Raw genomic sequence first — 17,539 nt, 5'->3', positions numbered from 1 at the left:
CGTGCCGCCCGGCGTGTTCTCCGGGGCGGCACGGCCGGACGGTCAGAGGGGGAGGGGTCAGGGCTGCGGGACCGGGGCGCGCAGGGCGGAGACGGCCTCGGCCCAGTCGACGGGGTCGGGGTCCTGCTCGGCGCGGACCAGCAGGTGCGCGCCCTCGGGAGCGTTCGCGGTGTCGGAGGCCACCACCAGCGCGCCCTCGGGGACCGGGCCGGAGGTGGCCTCCACTCCGAGCCTGGCCAGCCGCTGGGCCAGTGCCGAGGCCCGGCTCCCTCCGGTGACGACCAGGGGGCGGCCCCACAGCGTCGCGAGGGTGAGCGCCACGTGGGCGGCCGCGTCGCCCCCCGAACCGTGGTGCACCGCCACCGGCCCCGCCTCGGAGCCGGGCCCGGCCTGCTCGAACACGAACGCGGACGCGGACGCGGACGGCGACGGTGACCCGGGCACGGCCACGGTCACCACGCGGCAGGTGGCGCCGTCGCGCACACCGGCGTAGCCGGGGACACCCGCGGGCAGCACCAGCAGGTCCGGACGGGCGCCGGAGGCCAGCCCCGGCAGCTCGCCCGCCACGTCCGCGCTGAACCGGCTCACCACCCTGCTGTCCGAGCCGCGCTCGCGTGCCGTGGCGGCCAGGGTCTCCAGCTCGTGAAGGGTCTCGGCCAGCTCGGCCAGCTCCGAGGAGAGGCCGCTGCCGACCTCCAGCCGACCCGCCGGGTAGGGGCGCAGGTGGCCCAGGACCACCTCGGACGGGGATGCTGCCAGGGCCAGGGTGGTGGCCAGGCCGACCAGCGGGGCCTGCTCGGCGGGAGGCTCGGGCACGACCACCAGCACCCGGTGGGCGGCGGTCACCCCAAGGGCGGCGCGCTCGGCGTCGGCGATGTCGCGGGCCACCCGCCTGTCGGGGTAGAGCCTGCGCACCAGCGGGCCGGTCATCGCGGTCGTGACGAGGGCCATGACCACCATCAGCGAGTACAGCTCGTCGTCGAGCACGCCCTTCTGCAGGCCGACGGTGAGGATGACGATCTCGGTGAGCCCCCGCGTGTTGAGCAGGGTGGCGAGCGTCCAGGACTGCCGGTTGGGCAGCCGCTGCGTCCGGGCGGCGGCGTAGGAGCCGAGCATCTTGCCGCCGATCGCGACGGCCAGGATCGCGGCGAGCGTGCCGAGGCTGGACAGGTCGAGCTCGCGCAGGTTGACGTTGAGACCCGCCACCACGAAGAACATCGGCAACAGCAACAGCACGGCGAGCTGCTCCAGCCGCTCCAGGATCTCGTGGTTGAGCCGCTCGGCCCCCTCGCGGGGCATCACGGTGCCGAACACGAACGCCCCGAAGATGAAGTGGACGTGCATCCACTCGGTGGCCCAGGCCGACCCGATCAGGCCGATGAGCACCAGCGAGAGCAGCCCGGGCGTCAGCCGCCCGGCCTTCTCGTACGCGGGCACCAGGCGGGCCAGCAGTGGCTTGACAACCAGGAACATCACCAGCGCGTACGGCAGGGCGAGCAGGACCTTCCACTGCCCCTCGGCCTCTCCCGCCCCGGCGATGCCCACCACCACCGCCAGAACGGTCCAGGCGAGCACGTCGATGACGGCCGCCGAGGCCAGGGCGAGACCGCCGAGCGTGATGCGCTGCATCCCCCGGTCGGTGAGGATCCTGGCCAGCACCGGGAACGCGGTGGCGGCCATCGCCGCGCCCATGAACAGCACGAACGGCAGGGTCCTGTCGCCGCCCACGTGCTCGCCCGCGATGGCCAGCGCGAGCACGCACCCCAGGACGAACGGCACCACCGTCGAGCCGAGCGCCACGGTCACCGCGATGCGGCCCTTGCCCTTGACCAGCTTCTGGTCCAGCTCCAGGCCGACGACGAACATGAACAGCACGAGACCGACGTTGGCCAGGGCCTGCAGGGGCGGACGCATCTCGGGTCCGAACAGCTTGTCGCCGATCAGGGGGCCCAGCAGCGTGGGGCCCAGCAGGATGCCCGCCACGATCTCGCCGATGACCGGTGGCTGGCCGAGCCGTCTGGCGAGCGCCCCGAACAGGCGCGCCGCCGCGAGGACGATGACAAGATCGAGCAGGAGCAGATCCATATGGAGCACTTGCGAGCACGCTTTCCGTATGCAAAGAAAAGCCCCGAGAATGTCGAGGGCGACGTTACCGTGTGCGGGATGTCGTCGCGAACGTTGCGCAGGCATGGAGGGAGACCGTTGGTGGAAGGCATCGCCGATTACGAGTTCGTCCGGTCACTGGGGGCGGGCAATCACGGCGAGTTCTACTTGGCGAAGAAGCCGGAACGGTTGCCCGTCGAGGCGGACCTGGTCGCGGTGAAGGTGGTGGGCGGCACCGGGAACGACGCGTTCCGCCGCGCCACGCGGGAACTGAAGGCGTTCGCCGCGGTGCGATCCCCGTACCTGGTGCGGCTCTACGACGCGGGCCAGCAGGGCGGGGTGTTCTACTACTCGATGGAATACCTGCCGGGCGGCTCGCTGGCGCATCCCGCGGAGCGTCCCTCGCGCGAGCGGGTGCTGCGCTCGATCGCCTGCGTGTCCCACGCGGCGCAGGCGCTGCACGAGGAGGGCATCGTCCACCGTGACATCCGTCCCGGCAACGTGCTGCTCACCGACGACGGCGGCAAGCTCTCGGATCTGGGCCTGTCGCAGGTGCTGATGCCGGGCGCGACGGTGACCGGGATGGGCGACATCGGCTCGGTGGAGTTCACCGACCCCACGCTGCTGCAGGGGGAGACGCCCACCCCCGCCGGAGACGTGTGGTCGCTGGGCGCGACGCTGCACTGGGCGGTGAGCGGCAACGGCCTCTACGGGGAGCTGCCCACCCACGACCCGCTGCTGACCCTGCGCAAGGTGTACAGCGCGACGCCGTCGATCGACCCTGGGCTGGAGCCCGAGCTGTCGGACCTGGTCCAGGCGTGCCTCGGCGACGCGGCCAAGCGGCCCACCGCCAGGGGGGTGGCCGACCGGCTCTACGCGCTGCTGGCCTGAGAGACCCTGCCGGTCTGAGAGGTTCCGCCGGTCGGAGGTCCGACGGGGCCTCTCGGGTCCGGGAGGGGAGCCCGGCCGGTGGGGCGGCCGGGCGCCGCGGTGTCCGGCCCCGGGGTGTCGGGCCGGTGTCTCGTCCGGGCCGTCGCCTTGTCCGGGCCGGTGTCTCGCGTGAGGAGCCGGCCTACGCGTCCCGGGGCCGCGTGCCGGTGGGGCGCAGGCGGTCCAGCTCGGTGTCGAGCATCCGTTCCAGGCGCGCGGCGCCGAGCCTGTCCGGATAGAGCAGGTGGTGTGCGCTCAGCCCGTCGACGAGGGCGAGCAGCCGCTCGGTGACGTCGTCGAGGTCGTCGCCGGTGACGACCTCCCCGCCGGCGGCCGCCGCGCCGAGCAGGCTGCGTACCAGGTAGCGCAGCTCCTCGGCCTCGGCGCGCTGCGCCTCCAGCATCGCCGGGCTGGTCATGCTGCGGCTCCAGAAGCCGATCTCCAGCCCGCTCTCCCGGGCGCGCTCGTCGTCCAGCGGAAGGTTGTCGAGGAGGAGCTCGCGCAGCGCGGCCAGCCCGGTGAGACCGGCCAGCTTGCCGCGCAGGCGCTCCACGATGCGCCGGTGCGAGGAGCGCAGCGCCGACAGCATGATGTCGTCCTTGTCGGCGAAGTAGTGGGTCAGCACGCCGTTGGAGTAACCGGCCTCCCTGGCGATGGCCCGGGTCGTGGCGGCCTCGATGCCCTCGCGCAGGATGATGCGGCGCGCGGCCTCGACGACCTCCTCGCGGCGCTCGCTGTGATTGACGATCTTCGGCACCTCACTCCTTCCCGAACGGATTCGTTGACATTTTAGTCGGTCGCCCGTCTATTATCCGCTAAGACATGAGGAGGACTCGTTATGACCGTCGTCACCCTCGGCGTGCACATCGTGGACGTGCTCGCCAGGCCGGTGGAGTCGATCCCCGCCGGGCAGGACACCCACCTGCTGGAGCAGATCCGCGTCACCGCCGCGGGCGCCGCCGCCGCGACCGCCGTCGATCTGGCCGCGCTCGGCCTCCCGGTGGCCTCGGTGGGAGCGATCGGCGACGACGAGCTCGGAGACCTGCTCGTCATGATCATGGAGCGGCGCGGGGTCGACGTGACCGGGATCGTGCGCAAACCGGGGGAGCAGACCGCCGCCTCGATCCTGCCGATCCGTCCCGACGGCGGGCGCCCGTCCTTCCACGTCCCCGGCGCCAACCTGGGCCTGTCCACCGCCGACGTCGCCCGCGAGACCGTCCTCGGCGCGCGCGTCGTGCACCTGGGCGGCATGGACGTCACCTGGGGCCTGTACGACCCCGCGTTCTTCGCGCTGCTGGACGAGGCGCGAGCCGCGGGCACGATCGTCACCATGGACCTGCTGTCCAACATGCCGGACCTCATGCAGGGGGCCCGCGGCTTCCTCCCGCACGTCGACTACCTCCTGCCCAACGAGGAGCAGGCGCTGCTGATGAGCGGCGCCGCCGGGGTGGAGGAGGCCGCGCTGTCCCTGCTGGCCGATGGCCCCTCGGCCGTCCTGGTCACGCTCGGCGCGGACGGGAGCCTGATCGCCGACGCGGAAGGCCTCACCCGCGTTCCCGCCCTCGACGTCCCGGTGGTCGACACCACCGGGTGCGGCGACGCCTACTGCGCCGGGTTCATCGCCGGTCTGGTCGACGGCCGCGACGTGGCCGGCGCCGCGCGGCTCGGCACCGCGCTGGCCGCCCGCGTCGCCGGGGGCCTCGGCTCGGACGCGGGCCTGGACGGGGCGCGGGAGCTCCGCGACGAGAAGTGACCCGGCCGCCCGCGACCCCGGTCCGGGGTCCTGCGGGCGGCGGGAGCGGCCGTGAACCGCCCGAACCCAGCCAGACGTGAATCCAGACCCGAAAGGACGACGCATGTCCATCGACGCCAAACTCAGGGAGCGGGCCGCCAAGGTCGTCCCCGGCGGCATGTACGGCCATCTCAACGCGGCCCTGCACGGTCCCGCCTACCCGCAGTTCTTCGTCGGGGGAGAGGGCTGCCGCCAGCGTGACGCCGACGGGCGCGAGTACGTCGACCTCATGTGTTCCTGGGGGCCCGTCGTGCTCGGCCACCGTCACCCCGCCGTCGAGAGCGCCGTCGCGGCCCAGCTCGCCGCGGGCGACTGCCTCAACGGTCCCGGCCCCGTCTACGTGGAGCTCGCCGAGTTGCTGGTGGAGACCGTCCCGCAGGCCGACTGGGTGATGTTCTCCAAGAACGGCACCGACGCCACCACCCAGGCGCTGATGGTCGCCCGCGCGGCCACCGGCAGGACCAAGGTCCTCATGGCGCACGGCGCCTACCACGGGGCCGACCCGTGGTGCACGCCCAGCCCGGCGGGGACCACCCCCAACGAGCGCGCGGACCTGGTCGAGTTCACCTACAACGACCTCGCCAGCGTCGAGGCCGCCGCGGCCGGGGCGGAGGGCGACGTCGCCGCGATCATCGTGACGCCGTTCAAGCACGACTCGTTCGAGGACCAGGAGCTCGTCGCCGCGGAGTTCGCCAGGGGGGTCCGGGCGCTGGCCGACCGCATCGGGGCCGCGCTGGTGATCGACGACGTGCGCGGGGGCTGGCGGATCGACCTGGGCGGCTCCTGGGAGCCCCTGGGGGTGCGCCCCGACCTGTACGCCTTCAGCAAGGCCATGGCCAACGGCCACCCGATCGCCGCCGTCACCGGCGTGGACTCCCTGCGCGGGCCCGCCCAGACGCTCTACTCCACCGGCTCCTTCTGGTTCAACGCCGCCCCGATGGCCGCGGCCAAGGCCACGATCGAGACGCTGCGCGCCGTCGACGGCATCGCCCTGATGGAGCGCGCCGGCACCCGCCTGCGCGAGGGCCTCGCCGCCCAGGCCGCCTCCCACGGGTTCACGGTCAACCAGACGGGGCCGGTGCAGATCCCGTGGCTCTCCTTCGAGGGCGACGCGACCCTGGACAAGGGCATGTTCTGGGCCGCGGCCTGCCTGGAGGAGGGGGTCTACCTCCACCCGTGGCACAACTGGTTCCTGTCGGCGGCCCACACCGATGCCGACATCGACCGGGCGCTCCAGGGCACCGACGCCGCCTACGCCAAGCTCAGGGCCCGCTTCGGCGCCGACTGACCCCCGGGCTCAGGGGTCCGCTTCGGTGCCGGCCGGACGTTCATGGGGCGCCTGCGGCGGCGTACGGCTGGCGCCGGACGTCGTCCCGCAGGCGGGCCCACTGCAGGTCGTCCAGACGCGTGCCGCCGGGGCCGGGCAGCATCCCGCGCAGCAGGGCCTCGCGGGTGAAGCCCGCGCGCTCCAGCACGCGCTGCGAGGCGAGGTTGTCCGGGGAGGTGCCCGCGATGATCCGGGCCAGGGAGGTGTGCTCGAAGGCCCAGCCGACCAGCAGGTCCACCGCCCTGGCGGCGAAGCCCCTGCCGCGAAACTCCGGCAGCACGCTGTAGCCCGTCATGGCCTGCCCCAGCGGGGGGATCACACCGCTGAGCTGGATGTCCCCGGCGAACGCGCCCGTCTCGGCGTCCAGGATCGCGATCTCGGCCCCCGTACCGGCCAGCCAGCTCGCACCCGCGGTGCGGCACCGCTCCTCGGCCTGCTCGAAGGTGGAGGGCTCGGAGGGGACGCTGTGCCTCATGACGTCGGGCAGGTTCCGCAGCGCCAGGTAGTCGGCGGTGTCGGCGACGGTGAGCCGCCTGAGCCGCACGACCCCGTCGGTCAGCGATCCACCGGGGAACTCCGGCAGGAAGGGCGTCACGCGCTCGCCGGAGTCGCCGCGCAGGCGCGCGAAGGCGACCAGGTCGCCCCGGGTGCCGTCGCGCTGCTCCTCGGCCCCGCGCCGCACGCCCTCGCGATGGAAACCCGCGGCCAGGGCGACCCGCTGGCTGGCCAAGTTCTCCACGTTGGCGAACAGTTCGACGCGCTCGGCCCCGTGGCCGAACCCCCACGCGGTCAGCGCGGCGGTGGCGGCCGTGGCCACCCCGCGGCCCCGCGCCCACGGCGCGACCAGGTAGCCGATCTCGACGCCCCCCCGGGGACGGGCCATGAGGCCGATGTTGCCCACCCACTCGCCCGTCGCCGCGTCCGCGATCGCGAACGGCGCCCCGCCCGTCTGCCATTCCTCCTGGCACCGCTCCATGTACTGGAGCGCGTCGTCCCGGGTGTACGGCACGGGTATGAGGGGGAGGAAGTGGACGATCTCGGGGTCGGCGCAGGCGCGGGCGATCGCCTCGGCGTCGGCCGGGGCCAGCGGCCTCAGGACGACGGGGCCGGCCGGAATCACATCGTGGGGAAACACACCACAACAGCTACCAGGTGCTGTCTTACGGGGCGAATCATTTTGTGGATCATCCCTGTTCATCCGCTTCGGCTTCCGTCCTCCGGCTCCCGTTTCCCCTCCTCGTCCCCGGCGCCAGGGGATTCCGCTCCCGCCCCGCGCGACCGTGTTCCCCCGGCGTCCCCCGAGCGTCCCCCTGGCGTCCCCCGGGCGTCCGAGGGCACCGCCGCGCGCCGATAACCTTGCGTTCATGGGTTTTCGCAGGCATGGGCCGTTTCAGGCCGGGGATCAGGTTCAGCTCACCGACCCCAAGAACAAGCGTCACACGGTGACGCTGAAGGAAGACGGCGTCTTTCACACGCACAAGGGCGGGATCCCGCACAGTGAGCTGATCGGCCAGCCCGAGGGCTCGGTGGTGCGTTCGTCCGGCGGCACCCAGTATCTGGCGTTCAGGCACCTTCTCGAGGACTACACGCTGTCCATGCCTCGCGGCGCGGCGGTCATCTATCCCAAGGACTCGGCCCAGATCGTGGGCATGGCCGACATCTTCCCCGGCGCCCGGGTGGTGGAGGCGGGCGTCGGCTCCGGCGCGCTCACCTGTTTCCTGCTGCGCGCCATCGGCTCCGAGGGCAGCCTCACCTCGTACGAGCGGCGCCAGGACTTCGCCGAGATCGCCACCAAGAACGTGGAGAAGTTCTACGGCGGCCCGATGAAGCAGTGGCGCCTGGTGGTCGGCGACTTCGTCACCGATCTCGACGAGGGCGACGTCGACCGGATCATCCTGGACATGCTCGCCCCGTGGGAATGTGTGGACGCCGCGGCCGGAGCTCTCACCCCAGGGGGTGTGATCTGCTGTTATGTCGCAACCACAACCCAGCTGTCGCGTACGGTCGAAACTCTCCGGGAGCACGGGAGTTTCACCGAGCCCCATGCGTGGGAGACCCTGGTTCGTGACTGGCATGTCGAGGGGCTGGCCGTGCGACCCGACCACAGGATGGTCGGCCACACCGGGTTCCTGGTCACGGCCCGTCGCATGGCCGACGGGGTGACGCCACCACCTCGACGTAGACGTCCGGCGAAGGGGGCACATGGCGAGGAGTCCGCGACTTCCACGTCTTCCGCCACATGATGACGATTCGGCCACGACGGCCCGTGAGAGAGTGACACGGGGGCAGACCTTCGTGTTCTTATGCTTCTAGTGCTAAATGCACCAAAAGGGATTAATCGCCGCGCACTTAATGTAGTCATATGAACACTGCTCAGCCAGGTAAGGGACAGCCCTTAGATGGGTAGGGTTTTGAGTAGTCGGTCTCGACTGGGAAGGAGGTGACGCCGTGGCAGCTCGCGACGACGCTGAGGCTCGTGCCGCGCAGCGCGAACGGGAGGTCGCCGACCTCACAACACAGGTCTCCTTCCTGCAGGAGGAGATCACCGCGTTGCGTCGGAAGCTGACGGAGTCTCCCCGGCAGGCCAGGATTCTCGAAGAGCGTCTCCATGACGTGCAGGCGAACCTCGCGGCCGTAACCGGCCAGAACGAGCGTCTGGTGGCCACCCTCAAGGAGGCCAGGGACCAGATCGTCGCCTTGAAGGAGGAGGTAGACCGGCTGGCGCAACCGCCGTCCGGGTTCGGCGTGTTCCTCGAAACCAGAGAAGACGGCACGGTGGAGGTCTTCACCGGTGGCCGCAAACTGAGGGTGAACGTCAGCCCCGCGGTGGACGTCGAGTCGCTGAAGCGTGGCCAGGAGGTCATGCTCAACGAGGCGCTCAACGTGGTCGAGGCCCTTGGCTTCGAGGAGCTCGGCGAGATCGTGATGCTCAAGGAGCTCCTTGAGGACGGCCAGCGCGCGCTGGTGATCTCGCACGCCGACGAGGAGCGGGTGGTGAAGCTCGCCGAGTCGCTGATGGACCAGCCGATCCGGGCGGGCGACTCCCTGCTGCTCGAACCGCGCTCCGGCTACGTCTACGAGCGCATCCCCAAGTCCGAGGTCGAGGAGCTCGTCCTGGAGGAGGTGCCCGACATCTCCTACGAGGAGATCGGCGGGCTCATGCGGCAGATCGAGCAGATCCGGGACGCCATCGAGCTCCCGTACCTGCACGCCGACCTCTTTCGCGAGCACAAGCTCCGCCCGCCCAAGGGCGTCCTGCTCTACGGGCCGCCCGGCTGCGGCAAGACGCTCATCGCCAAGGCCGTCGCCAACTCCCTGGCCAAGCAGGTCGCGGAGAAGACCGGGCAGTCCGGCAAGAGCTTCTTCCTCAACATCAAGGGTCCCGAGCTTCTCAACAAGTACGTCGGCGAGACCGAGCGGCACATCCGCCTGGTCTTCCAGCGGGCTCGCGAGAAGGCCTCCGAGGGCACCCCGGTGATCGTGTTCTTCGACGAGATGGACTCGATCTTCCGGACCCGAGGCTCGGGCGTCTCCTCCGACGTCGAGAACACCATCGTTCCCCAGCTCCTGTCGGAGATCGACGGCGTCGAGGGCCTGGAGAACGTCATCGTGATCGGCGCCTCCAACCGCGAGGACATGATCGACCCGGCGATCCTGCGGCCCGGCCGCCTGGACGTCAAGATCAAGATCGAGCGGCCGGACGCCGAGGCGGCCAAGGACATCTTCTCCAAGTACCTCATCCCGGAGCTCCCGCTCCACGCCGAGGACCTCTCTGAGCACGGCTCCAACCGCCAGGAGACCATCTCCGGCATGATCCAGCGGGTCGTCGAGCGGATGTACACCGAGAGCGAGGAGAACCGCTTCCTCGAGGTGACCTACGCCAACGGCGACAAGGAGGTCCTGTACTTCAAGGACTTCAACTCCGGCGCGATGATCCAGAACATCGTCGACCGCGGCAAGAAGATGGCGATCAAGCAGTTCCTGGAGACCGGGCAGAAGGGCCTGAGGATCCAGCACCTCCTGGCGGCCTGCGTGGACGAGTTCTCCGAGAACGAGGACCTGCCCAACACCACCAACCCCGACGACTGGGCCCGCATCTCCGGCAAGAAGGGCGAGCGGATCGTCTACATCCGCACCCTCGTGACGGGCAAGCAGGGCACCGAGGCCGGACGTTCCATCGACACGGTGGCCAACACCGGTCAATACCTGTAACCACTAACCACGCGTGACCGGCGGCGCGGTCCCCCTCGCGGGGGCCGCGCCGCCGGCGTCTGGTCCGCGCCTTTCGAGCTCCTCGTTTTTCGCCGACCGATAAACCTTGTCCTGTTTTATCCCTTTTTGTCGTTGTAGGTCCGTATCTCCTTTCACATCGGTCCCGGAAATAGACGGCCGTCACAGGGAACCCGAATGATCGAGGCGCCGTCCAAGTGGCGTGCGTGAACATTCCGGCCCGGCCGCGTGGTGAACGGCACGGGGTCTCGCGAGGCGTCTCGGGGAAGCGGCCGCCTCGCCGAACTCGACCTCCTGCGCTTCTTCGCCGCCATGGCGGTGCTCGCCTTTCACTACTTCATCGCCTTCGCCTCGGTGTGGGGCGACCGCCCGGCCGAGCTGTTCCCGGCGATCTCCACCCTCTCCGGGCTCGGCATCCTCGGTGTCGAGCTGTTCTTCATGATCAGCGGCTTCGTGATCCTGATGAGCATCTGGGGCCGGGGCCTGGGAGCCTTCGCCCTCTCCCGGCTGGTGCGGCTCTTTCCCGCCTACTGGGTCAGCGTGGCCGTCACCGCCGCGGTCTACGGGCTGACCGCCGCCACGGCCCTGGACCCCAAGCTCAGCCTCGGTGAGTACGGGATCAACCTCACGATGCTCCAGCGGGCCTTCGGCGTCTACGACGCCAACGGCGTCTACTGGTCGCTCTGGGTGGAGCTCCGCTTCTACGTGCTGATCTCGATCTTGGTGATCATCGGGGTCACGCTCAACCGCTGCCTGGTCTTCATGGGCGTCTGGCTGCTGGCGGCCGGGTTCTTCGCCGGGAGCGAGGAGGCCTGGGTCGACCTGGTGGTCATGCCCAAGTACGCGGCGTACTTCGTCGGGGGCATGGCGTTCTTCCTGATGACGAGGTTCGGCCCCAGGCTCGTCCTGTGGTGCCTGGCCGGGATCAGCGGTGGCCTGGCCGTCAACGCGGCGCTCGACCGGGTGGCCGGGCGCGTCGAGAACGTCGGCTACGCCGCGATGCCCGTGCCCGGCTGGGCCGTGGTCGCCACCGTGATCGGTTTCTACGTGCTCATGGCGATGGTGGCGCTCGGCTGGCTGCGGTGGCTGCGCTGGCGCGGCCTGGTCGTCCTGGGCGCGCTCACCTACCCGCTCTACCTGTTCCACACCCCGGCCGCGGTCCTGATCGTCCCCGCCCTGCGGGACGTGCTGCCGCCCCCGCTGACCGCCCTGGTCACCCTGCTGGCCGCGATGGTGTTCTCCTACCTGGTGTACCGGGTGGCCGAGCGCCCGCTTCAGGAGTTCGTCAAATCCAGGCGGCGGAGGAGGGCCGCATCGCCGTCCACGTCACAGCTCCCCGCGCTCTCCTCGATTCCCCTCGCAACGGGCGAAAAGGCTTCGGTGCCATAACTGTCCGACCACCGGGCATAGTGAAGGGTCTAGGGTCGGGAATAGATACCACGGAGAGAAACAGTCCCTGACGAACAGAGGGTGCGCATGACGGTACGGCGGGTGATGGGCATCGAGACCGAATACGGCATCTCCGTGCCCGGACAGCCGGGGGCCAACGCGATGGTGACCTCCTCTCAGGTCGTGAACGCCTATCTGGCGGCCTCGGCCGCCAGGGCCCGGCGCGCGCGATGGGACTTCGAGGAGGAGAACCCGCTGCGGGACGCCCGGGGGTTCGACCTCGCGCGGGAGGTGGCCGACCAGAGCCAGCTGACCGACGAGGACCTCGGCCTGGCGAACGTGATCCTCACCAACGGGGCCCGGCTGTACGTGGACCACGCCCATCCCGAATACTCCACGCCCGAGTGCACCAATCCTCGGGCGGCGGTGATCTGGGACAAGGCGGGCGAGCGGGTGATGCACGACGCGGCGGTCCGCGCCTCGGCGATGCCGGCCAACGCCCCGATCCAGCTCTACAAGAACAACACCGACAACAAGGGCGCCTCCTACGGCTGCCACGAGAACTACCTCATGCGCCGGGCCACCTCGTTCGCCGACATCGTCAGGCACCTGACGCCGTTCTTCGTCTCCCGGCAGGTCGTCACCGGGGCGGGCAAGGTCGGCATCGGCCAGGACTCCCGGGGCGAGGGCTTCCAGATCAGCCAGCGGGCCGACTTCTTCGAGGTCGAGGTGGGCCTGGAGACGACGCTCAAGCGGCCGATCATCAACACCCGGGACGAGCCCCACGCCGACCCGGAGAAATACCGCCGGCTGCACGTCATCATCGGCGACGCCAACATGTCGGAGATCTCGACCTACCTGAAGCTGGGATCGACCGCGCTGGTCCTGGCCATGATCGAGGACAACTACTTCACCCGCGACCTGGCCGTGGACAACCCCGTCCAGGCCCTGCGCGCGGTCTCGCACGACCCCACGCTCAAGTACGAGATCGCCATGCGCGACGGCCGCAGGCTGACGGCCGTGCAGCTCCAGATGGAATACCTGGAGCTCGCGCGCAAGTACGCCGAGGAGCGCAGCGCCAACGGCCTGGACGAGCCCACCAAGGACATCCTGGAGCGCTGGGAGTCGGTCCTCACCCGCCTGGCGGAAGACCCGATGCAGCTGTCCGGGGAGCTCGACTGGGTGGCCAAGCTGGAGCTCCTGGAGGGCTACCGCACCCGTGACGGCCTTTCCTGGTCGCACCCGCGCCTGCAGCTCGTCGATCTCCAGTACTCCGACATCCGTCCCGACCGGGGGCTCTACAACCGGCTGGTCGCCCGGGGCCGCATGCAGCGCCTGGTCACCGAGGAAGAGGTCCAGAGGGCCATCGAGGTGCCGCCCAACGACACCCGGGCCTACTTCCGCGGCCGATGCCTGAGCCAGTACAGCGAGTCGGTGGCCGCGGCCTCCTGGGACTCGGTCATCTTCGACATCCCCGGCCGCGAGTCGTTGCAGCGCGTCCCCACCCTTGAGCCGCTGCGCGGCACCAAGGCCCATGTGGGCGAGCTGTTCGACCGCTGCCGTACCGCCGCGGAGCTGGTGACGGCGCTGACCGGCGAGCAGTGACTCTCGCGAGGGGGGAGGCGGCCCGGCCGGGCCGCCTCCCCCCTCGGCGTACCCGAGGGCCCATCAGGGGGCTTCGTTACATCAGATCCCGTCAAAGCGGACATCCGGATTGACGGGGGACGGAGAACCGGGATACGTTCCGGGTGTTTTGTGGCGGTGCGAGGGAAATCCGGTGAGATTCCGGTGCGGTCGCGCCACTGTGACCGGCTCCCCGGAGCCGGAAGTCAGGTCAGACTCGGCCGCCACCGACCTACGAAAAGGGACGCGTCAATCCCGGAGGAGGTGGCCGTGAGCCAGATCTCGGCACCGCACACCCAGCCCATCCCATGGCCCTCGCTCACCCGCTGGCTGCTCGCCGTACCGGTGCTGCTGCTCCTCGCCTACCTGGTCACCTTCGACCAGGGCGCGATCTCACAGGCGGGAAACTACCTGCACGAACTCATGCACGACGGGCGTCACCTGCTCGGCGTGCCGTGCCACTGAGCCACAGGTGATCACCAAACTCATCGTCCGGGGCCTCGTCGTCGGACTGCTCGCAGGGCTGCTCGCGGCAGTCTTCGCCTACACCGTCGGCGAACCGCGCATCGACCAGGCCATCGCGCTGGAGGAGGCGGCCGCCGCGGCCGCCGCCCCGGCCGAATCGCACGACGACACCGAGGCCGCGGCCCACTCCCACGACGGGGAGGAGGCCCTGGTCAGCAGGGACGGGCAGCGCTTCGGGCTCTTCCTCGCCCTCGGCCTGTACGGCCTCGCGGTCGGGGGCCTGTTCTCCCTCGTCTACGCGGCCGTACGCGGCCGGGCGGGACCCCGCTCGGAACCGGTGCTCGCGGTGAGCCTCGCCGCCGCCGCGTTCACCTCCGTCGTCCTCATCCCCTTCGTGAAATATCCCGCCAATCCACCGGCCGTCGGTGACCCGGAGACCATCAACCAGCGCACCGTGCTCTACCTGGTCGCCGTGGTCATCGGAATCCTCGCCGTCGCCGCGGGCATCGCCGCCTACCGCTACGCCTCGCGGAGCGAACCGTGGGTGCGCTGGCTGTCGGCGGGCGCCGCGGTGCTGATCCCCGTCGTCGCGGCCTGGATCCTCCTGCCGGAGATCTCGGAGGTGCCCCAGGGCTTCCCCGCCGACCTCCTGTGGGACTTCCGGGTCGCCTCCATAGGAACCCAGGTGGTCTTCTGGGCCGGCGTCGGCGCGCTGTTCGCCTTCGCCGCTCGCAGGCGCGGCCCGGTGTGACGACCCCCTCGGGGGTCACCCGCCTGCTCCTGGTCTGCCACGCCTCCACCTCGGCGACGGTACGGGCCGCGTTCCCGGGCGACGAGTCGCTCGACGAACGCGGCCTGCGCCGGGCCGAGAAGATGGCAGGGGACTTCGGCGCCGGTCCCGCGGCCTGCCCCGCCGAGCTGCGCTGCGTCCAGACGGCGGCGGCGCTCGGTCTGCGGGCCGAGCACGACCCGTTGCTGGCCGACTGTGATTACGGCCGCTGGAGCGGCATGACGCTCGGCGAGGTCGAGGCCGCCGAACCCGAGGCGCTCGCCTCCTGGCTCGGCGACCCCGGCGCGGCGCCCCACGGCGGGGAACCGGTCACCGCGCTCCTCGCCAGGGTGTCCGGCTGGCTCGCCGTCCGCGCCCCCGGCAGGGCCGTCGCGGTCACCCACCCGGCGATCATCCGGGCCGCGGTCGTCCACGCCCTCGGCGCCCCCGCCCAGTCCTTCTGGCGGGTCGACGTCGCGCCACTGGCCCGCGTGACGCTCACCGGCCGCGGCGGGCGCTGGCGGCTCGGCTACTTCCCCTGACGGCTCGACCGCTCGACGACGTGAACACCCGAAGACCCGGCGACCCGGCGACCCGGCGACGGAAAAGGAGATCCCGAAGGTGCGCGACTCCCGTTATCCCTTCACCGCGATCGTGGGGATGGAGGACCTGAAACTCGCGCTGATCCTCAACGCGGTCTCCCCCCGTGTCGGGGGAGTACTGGTCAGGGGGGAGAAGGGCACCGCCAAGTCCACGATCGTGCGGGCGCTGGCGGCGCTCCTGCCGCCCGTCGAGGTGGTGACCGGCTGCCGCTTCTCCTGCGACCCCGCCGCCCCCGATCCCGGCTGTCCCGACGGGCCGCACGAGGCCCGTACGGAGGCGGCGACCGGGCCCACCGCCGTCGTTCGGCCCGGTGCGGCCCGGTCCGCCGCCGTTCGGCCCGGCGCGGCCCGGTCCGAGGTGACCGGGGCCGACCCGGCCCGGCCGGACGCGACACACTCCGGCGTGACCCGGCCCGGTGGCGACCGGGGCGGCGCCGTGCGGCCCGCCCGCCTGGTCGAGCTGCCCGTCGGCGCCTCCGAGGACCGCCTTGTCGGCTCCCTCGACATCGAGCGCGCCCTCACCGAGGGCGTGAAATCCTTCGAACCCGGCCTCCTGGCGGGCGCCCACCGGGGTGTCCTGTACGTCGACGAGGTCAACCTCCTCCACGACCACCTGGTGGACCTGCTGCTCGACGCCGCCGCCCTCGGCACCTGCTACGTCGAGCGCGAGGGGGTGTCGGTACAGCACGCCGCCCGGTTCCTGCTGGTCGGGACGATGAATCCCGAGGAGGGGGAGCTGCGCCCGCAACTGCTCGACCGCTTCGGGCTGACCGTTGAGGTCCGGGCCTCGCGGGAACCGTCCCAGCGGGTGGACGTGGTCCGGCGCCGCCTGGCCTTCGAGGCCGACCCCGACGCCTTCGCCGCCGCCTGGTCGGACGAGGAGCGGGCGCTGGCCGCGCGCATCGCCGAGGCGCGTGCCAGGGTCGCCCAGGTCGTCCTGCCGGACGCGGCACTGCTCAGGATCGCCACCGTCTGCGCGGGGTTCGAGGTGGACGGGCTCCGGGCCGACCTGGTCACCGCCGGCGCGGCGATCGCGCACGCCGCCTGGCAGGGCCGCACCTCCGTCACCGCCGACGACGTGCGGGAGGCGGCCAGGCTCGCGCTCCCGCACCGCCGCCGCCGCGACCCCTTCGACGCGCCAGGCCTGGACGAGTCCAAGCTCCAGGACCTCCTGGACCAGATCCCCGACGACCCCGAGGGGCCGGACGACTCCGGCGGCCCCGGGGGCGGCGATCCCGACGAAGGCCCGGAAGGACCCGCGCCCGACGGCGGACCCGAGACCGGGGACACCACCTCGGACGATCCGGGCACCGACGGGCACGACGCTCGTAACGCCGCCCCGCCCGCGGTCCCGGACGTCCCCGACGCCCCCGGCCCCGGGACGCGGGAGACCCCCGCCTCCACCGCGGATCCCCGTGAACCGCCGGAGACGACCGGGGGAGCGCCGGCCCGCGAGCAGACCTTCGACGCCGAGCCCGGGGGCAGGACCAGGCTGTTCACCGTCCCGGGCATCGGCGCCGGAGCCCCCGGGCGCCGGTCGCGCGCCAGGACGCCCCTGGGTCGCACCACGGGGGCCCGGGTCCCCGAGGGCCGCACCGGCTCCCTGCACCTGCAGGCCACCGTCGGCGCCGCCGCCCCGTACCAGGTCGCGCGGGGCAGGAGCGGGCCGGGACTGCTGCTGCGGCGCGGCGACCTCAGGGAGGCGGTCCGCGAGGGCCGCGAGGGCAACCTGGTGCTGTTCGTCGTGGACGCCAGCGGTTCCATGGCCGCCAGGCAGCGCATGCGCGCGGTCAAGACCGCGGTGCTGGGGCTGCTCCTCGACGCCTACCAGCGCCGCGACAAGGTCGGGCTCGTCACCTTCCGCGGCGCCCGCGCCGACCTGGTCCTGCCGCCCACCTCCTCCGTCGAGGCCGGCGCGGCCCGGCTGCGCGAGCTTCCCACCGGGGGCAGGACCCCGCTGGCCGCCGGTCTGCTGCGGGCCGCCGAGGTGCTGCGGGTCGAGCGCCTGCGCGACCCGTCCAGGCGCCCGCTGGTGGTCCTGGTCACCGACGGGCGGGCCACCTCGGGAACCGTCGAGGAGTCCCACCGCGCGGCGGGACTGCTGGCGGGGGTGACGGGCGTGGTGGTCGACTGCGAGGGCGGCCACGTGCGCCTCGGCCTCGCCGCCTCCCTGGCGGCGCGGATGGGCGCGGAGACCGTACGCCTCGACGATCTCACCGACCTGGCCGGGATGGTCCGTGAGCGGCGTGGCGCCGCGTGACCGCGACAGGCCGGCGAGGACGCCGCGCCGCGCCGTAAGACAGCGAGCG

The 17,539-nt window shown here is 71.6% G+C and carries 14 protein-coding genes and 1 riboswitch; of the genes, 11 read left to right on the top strand and 3 right to left on the bottom strand.

What is annotated here, in order from left to right:
* Window positions 1-57 precede the first annotated feature (57 nt).
* Window positions 58-2,085: a cation:proton antiporter gene (locus ACSDR0_RS07750; RefSeq protein WP_435288055.1), complete on the bottom strand. Its 2,028-nt coding sequence runs from the start codon at window positions 2,083-2,085 to the stop codon at window positions 58-60.
* A 120-nt stretch (window positions 2,086-2,205) separates the two neighbouring features.
* On the opposite strand from ACSDR0_RS07750, the gene ACSDR0_RS07745 reads away from it, so the two are divergent.
* Window positions 2,206-2,994 carry a serine/threonine-protein kinase gene (locus ACSDR0_RS07745; protein ID WP_435288054.1) on the top strand — a complete coding sequence of 263 codons (789 nt, stop codon included), beginning with the start codon at window positions 2,206-2,208 and terminating at the stop codon, window positions 2,992-2,994.
* Window positions 2,995-3,175: 181 nt separating this feature from the next.
* Here the strand turns inward: ACSDR0_RS07745 and ACSDR0_RS07740 are convergent, their stop codons facing one another.
* Complete coding sequence (locus ACSDR0_RS07740) at window positions 3,176-3,790, bottom strand: TetR/AcrR family transcriptional regulator (protein WP_435288053.1); 615 nt, start codon at window positions 3,788-3,790, stop codon at window positions 3,176-3,178.
* 81 nt (window positions 3,791-3,871) lie between these two features.
* Between ACSDR0_RS07740 and ACSDR0_RS07735 the strand changes: the two genes are divergently transcribed.
* Complete coding sequence (locus tag ACSDR0_RS07735; protein ID WP_435288052.1) at window positions 3,872-4,786, top strand: carbohydrate kinase family protein; 915 nt, start codon at window positions 3,872-3,874, stop codon at window positions 4,784-4,786.
* 103 nt (window positions 4,787-4,889) lie between these two features.
* Window positions 4,890-6,113, top strand: a complete 1,224-nt coding sequence (locus tag ACSDR0_RS07730; protein WP_435288051.1) for an aminotransferase class III-fold pyridoxal phosphate-dependent enzyme — start codon at window positions 4,890-4,892, stop codon at window positions 6,111-6,113.
* Between the two features lie 40 nt (window positions 6,114-6,153).
* Here ACSDR0_RS07730 and ACSDR0_RS07725 read toward each other — a convergent pair whose 3' ends face one another.
* The gene (locus tag ACSDR0_RS07725) at window positions 6,154-7,272 is read right to left on the bottom strand and encodes a GNAT family N-acetyltransferase (protein WP_435288050.1); all 1,119 of its coding nucleotides are present in this window, start codon (window positions 7,270-7,272) and stop codon (window positions 6,154-6,156) included.
* A 244-nt stretch (window positions 7,273-7,516) separates the two neighbouring features.
* Between ACSDR0_RS07725 and ACSDR0_RS07720 the strand changes: the two genes are divergently transcribed.
* The 8 genes from ACSDR0_RS07720 (at window position 7,517) to ACSDR0_RS07685 (ending at window position 17,490) form a co-directional block, all read left to right on the top strand.
* On the top strand, window positions 7,517-8,395 hold the full coding sequence (locus ACSDR0_RS07720; protein ID WP_435288049.1) for a tRNA (adenine-N1)-methyltransferase: 879 nt from the start codon (window positions 7,517-7,519) through the stop codon (window positions 8,393-8,395).
* 205 nt (window positions 8,396-8,600) lie between these two features.
* Complete coding sequence (gene arc, locus ACSDR0_RS07715; RefSeq protein WP_435288048.1) at window positions 8,601-10,364, top strand: proteasome ATPase; 1,764 nt, start codon at window positions 8,601-8,603, stop codon at window positions 10,362-10,364.
* A gap of 246 nt (window positions 10,365-10,610) precedes the next feature.
* Window positions 10,611-11,771 carry an acyltransferase family protein gene (locus ACSDR0_RS07710; RefSeq protein ID WP_435288047.1) on the top strand — a complete coding sequence of 387 codons (1,161 nt, stop codon included), beginning with the start codon at window positions 10,611-10,613 and terminating at the stop codon, window positions 11,769-11,771.
* Window positions 11,772-11,858: 87 nt separating this feature from the next.
* On the top strand, window positions 11,859-13,376 hold the full coding sequence (gene dop, locus ACSDR0_RS07705; protein WP_435288046.1) for a depupylase/deamidase Dop: 1,518 nt from the start codon (window positions 11,859-11,861) through the stop codon (window positions 13,374-13,376).
* A 137-nt stretch (window positions 13,377-13,513) separates the two neighbouring features.
* Window positions 13,514-13,647, top strand: a riboswitch (adenosylcobalamin (AdoCbl) riboswitch).
* Between the two features lie 17 nt (window positions 13,648-13,664).
* On the top strand, window positions 13,665-13,859 hold the full coding sequence (locus ACSDR0_RS07700) for a CbtB domain-containing protein (protein WP_362686101.1): 195 nt from the start codon (window positions 13,665-13,667) through the stop codon (window positions 13,857-13,859).
* Window positions 13,860-13,866: 7 nt separating this feature from the next.
* Window positions 13,867-14,610: a CbtA family protein gene (locus ACSDR0_RS07695; protein ID WP_435288045.1), complete on the top strand. Its 744-nt coding sequence runs from the start codon at window positions 13,867-13,869 to the stop codon at window positions 14,608-14,610.
* A complete protein-coding gene (locus ACSDR0_RS07690; protein ID WP_435288044.1) occupies window positions 14,607-15,170 on the top strand; it encodes a histidine phosphatase family protein in 564 nt (187 codons plus the stop codon). The genes ACSDR0_RS07695 and ACSDR0_RS07690 overlap by 4 nt, the downstream gene beginning before the upstream one ends.
* A 118-nt stretch (window positions 15,171-15,288) precedes the next feature.
* Complete coding sequence (locus ACSDR0_RS07685; protein WP_435288138.1) at window positions 15,289-17,490, top strand: VWA domain-containing protein; 2,202 nt, start codon at window positions 15,289-15,291, stop codon at window positions 17,488-17,490.
* Window positions 17,491-17,539 lie beyond the last annotated feature (49 nt).

The organism is Streptosporangium sp. G11 (assembly GCF_051192615.1).
Classification (GTDB): domain Bacteria; phylum Actinomycetota; class Actinomycetes; order Streptosporangiales; family Streptosporangiaceae; genus Streptosporangium.
The sequence above is the reverse complement of the archived record's forward strand: the minus strand, read 5'-3'. Positions and strand labels throughout refer to the sequence as shown.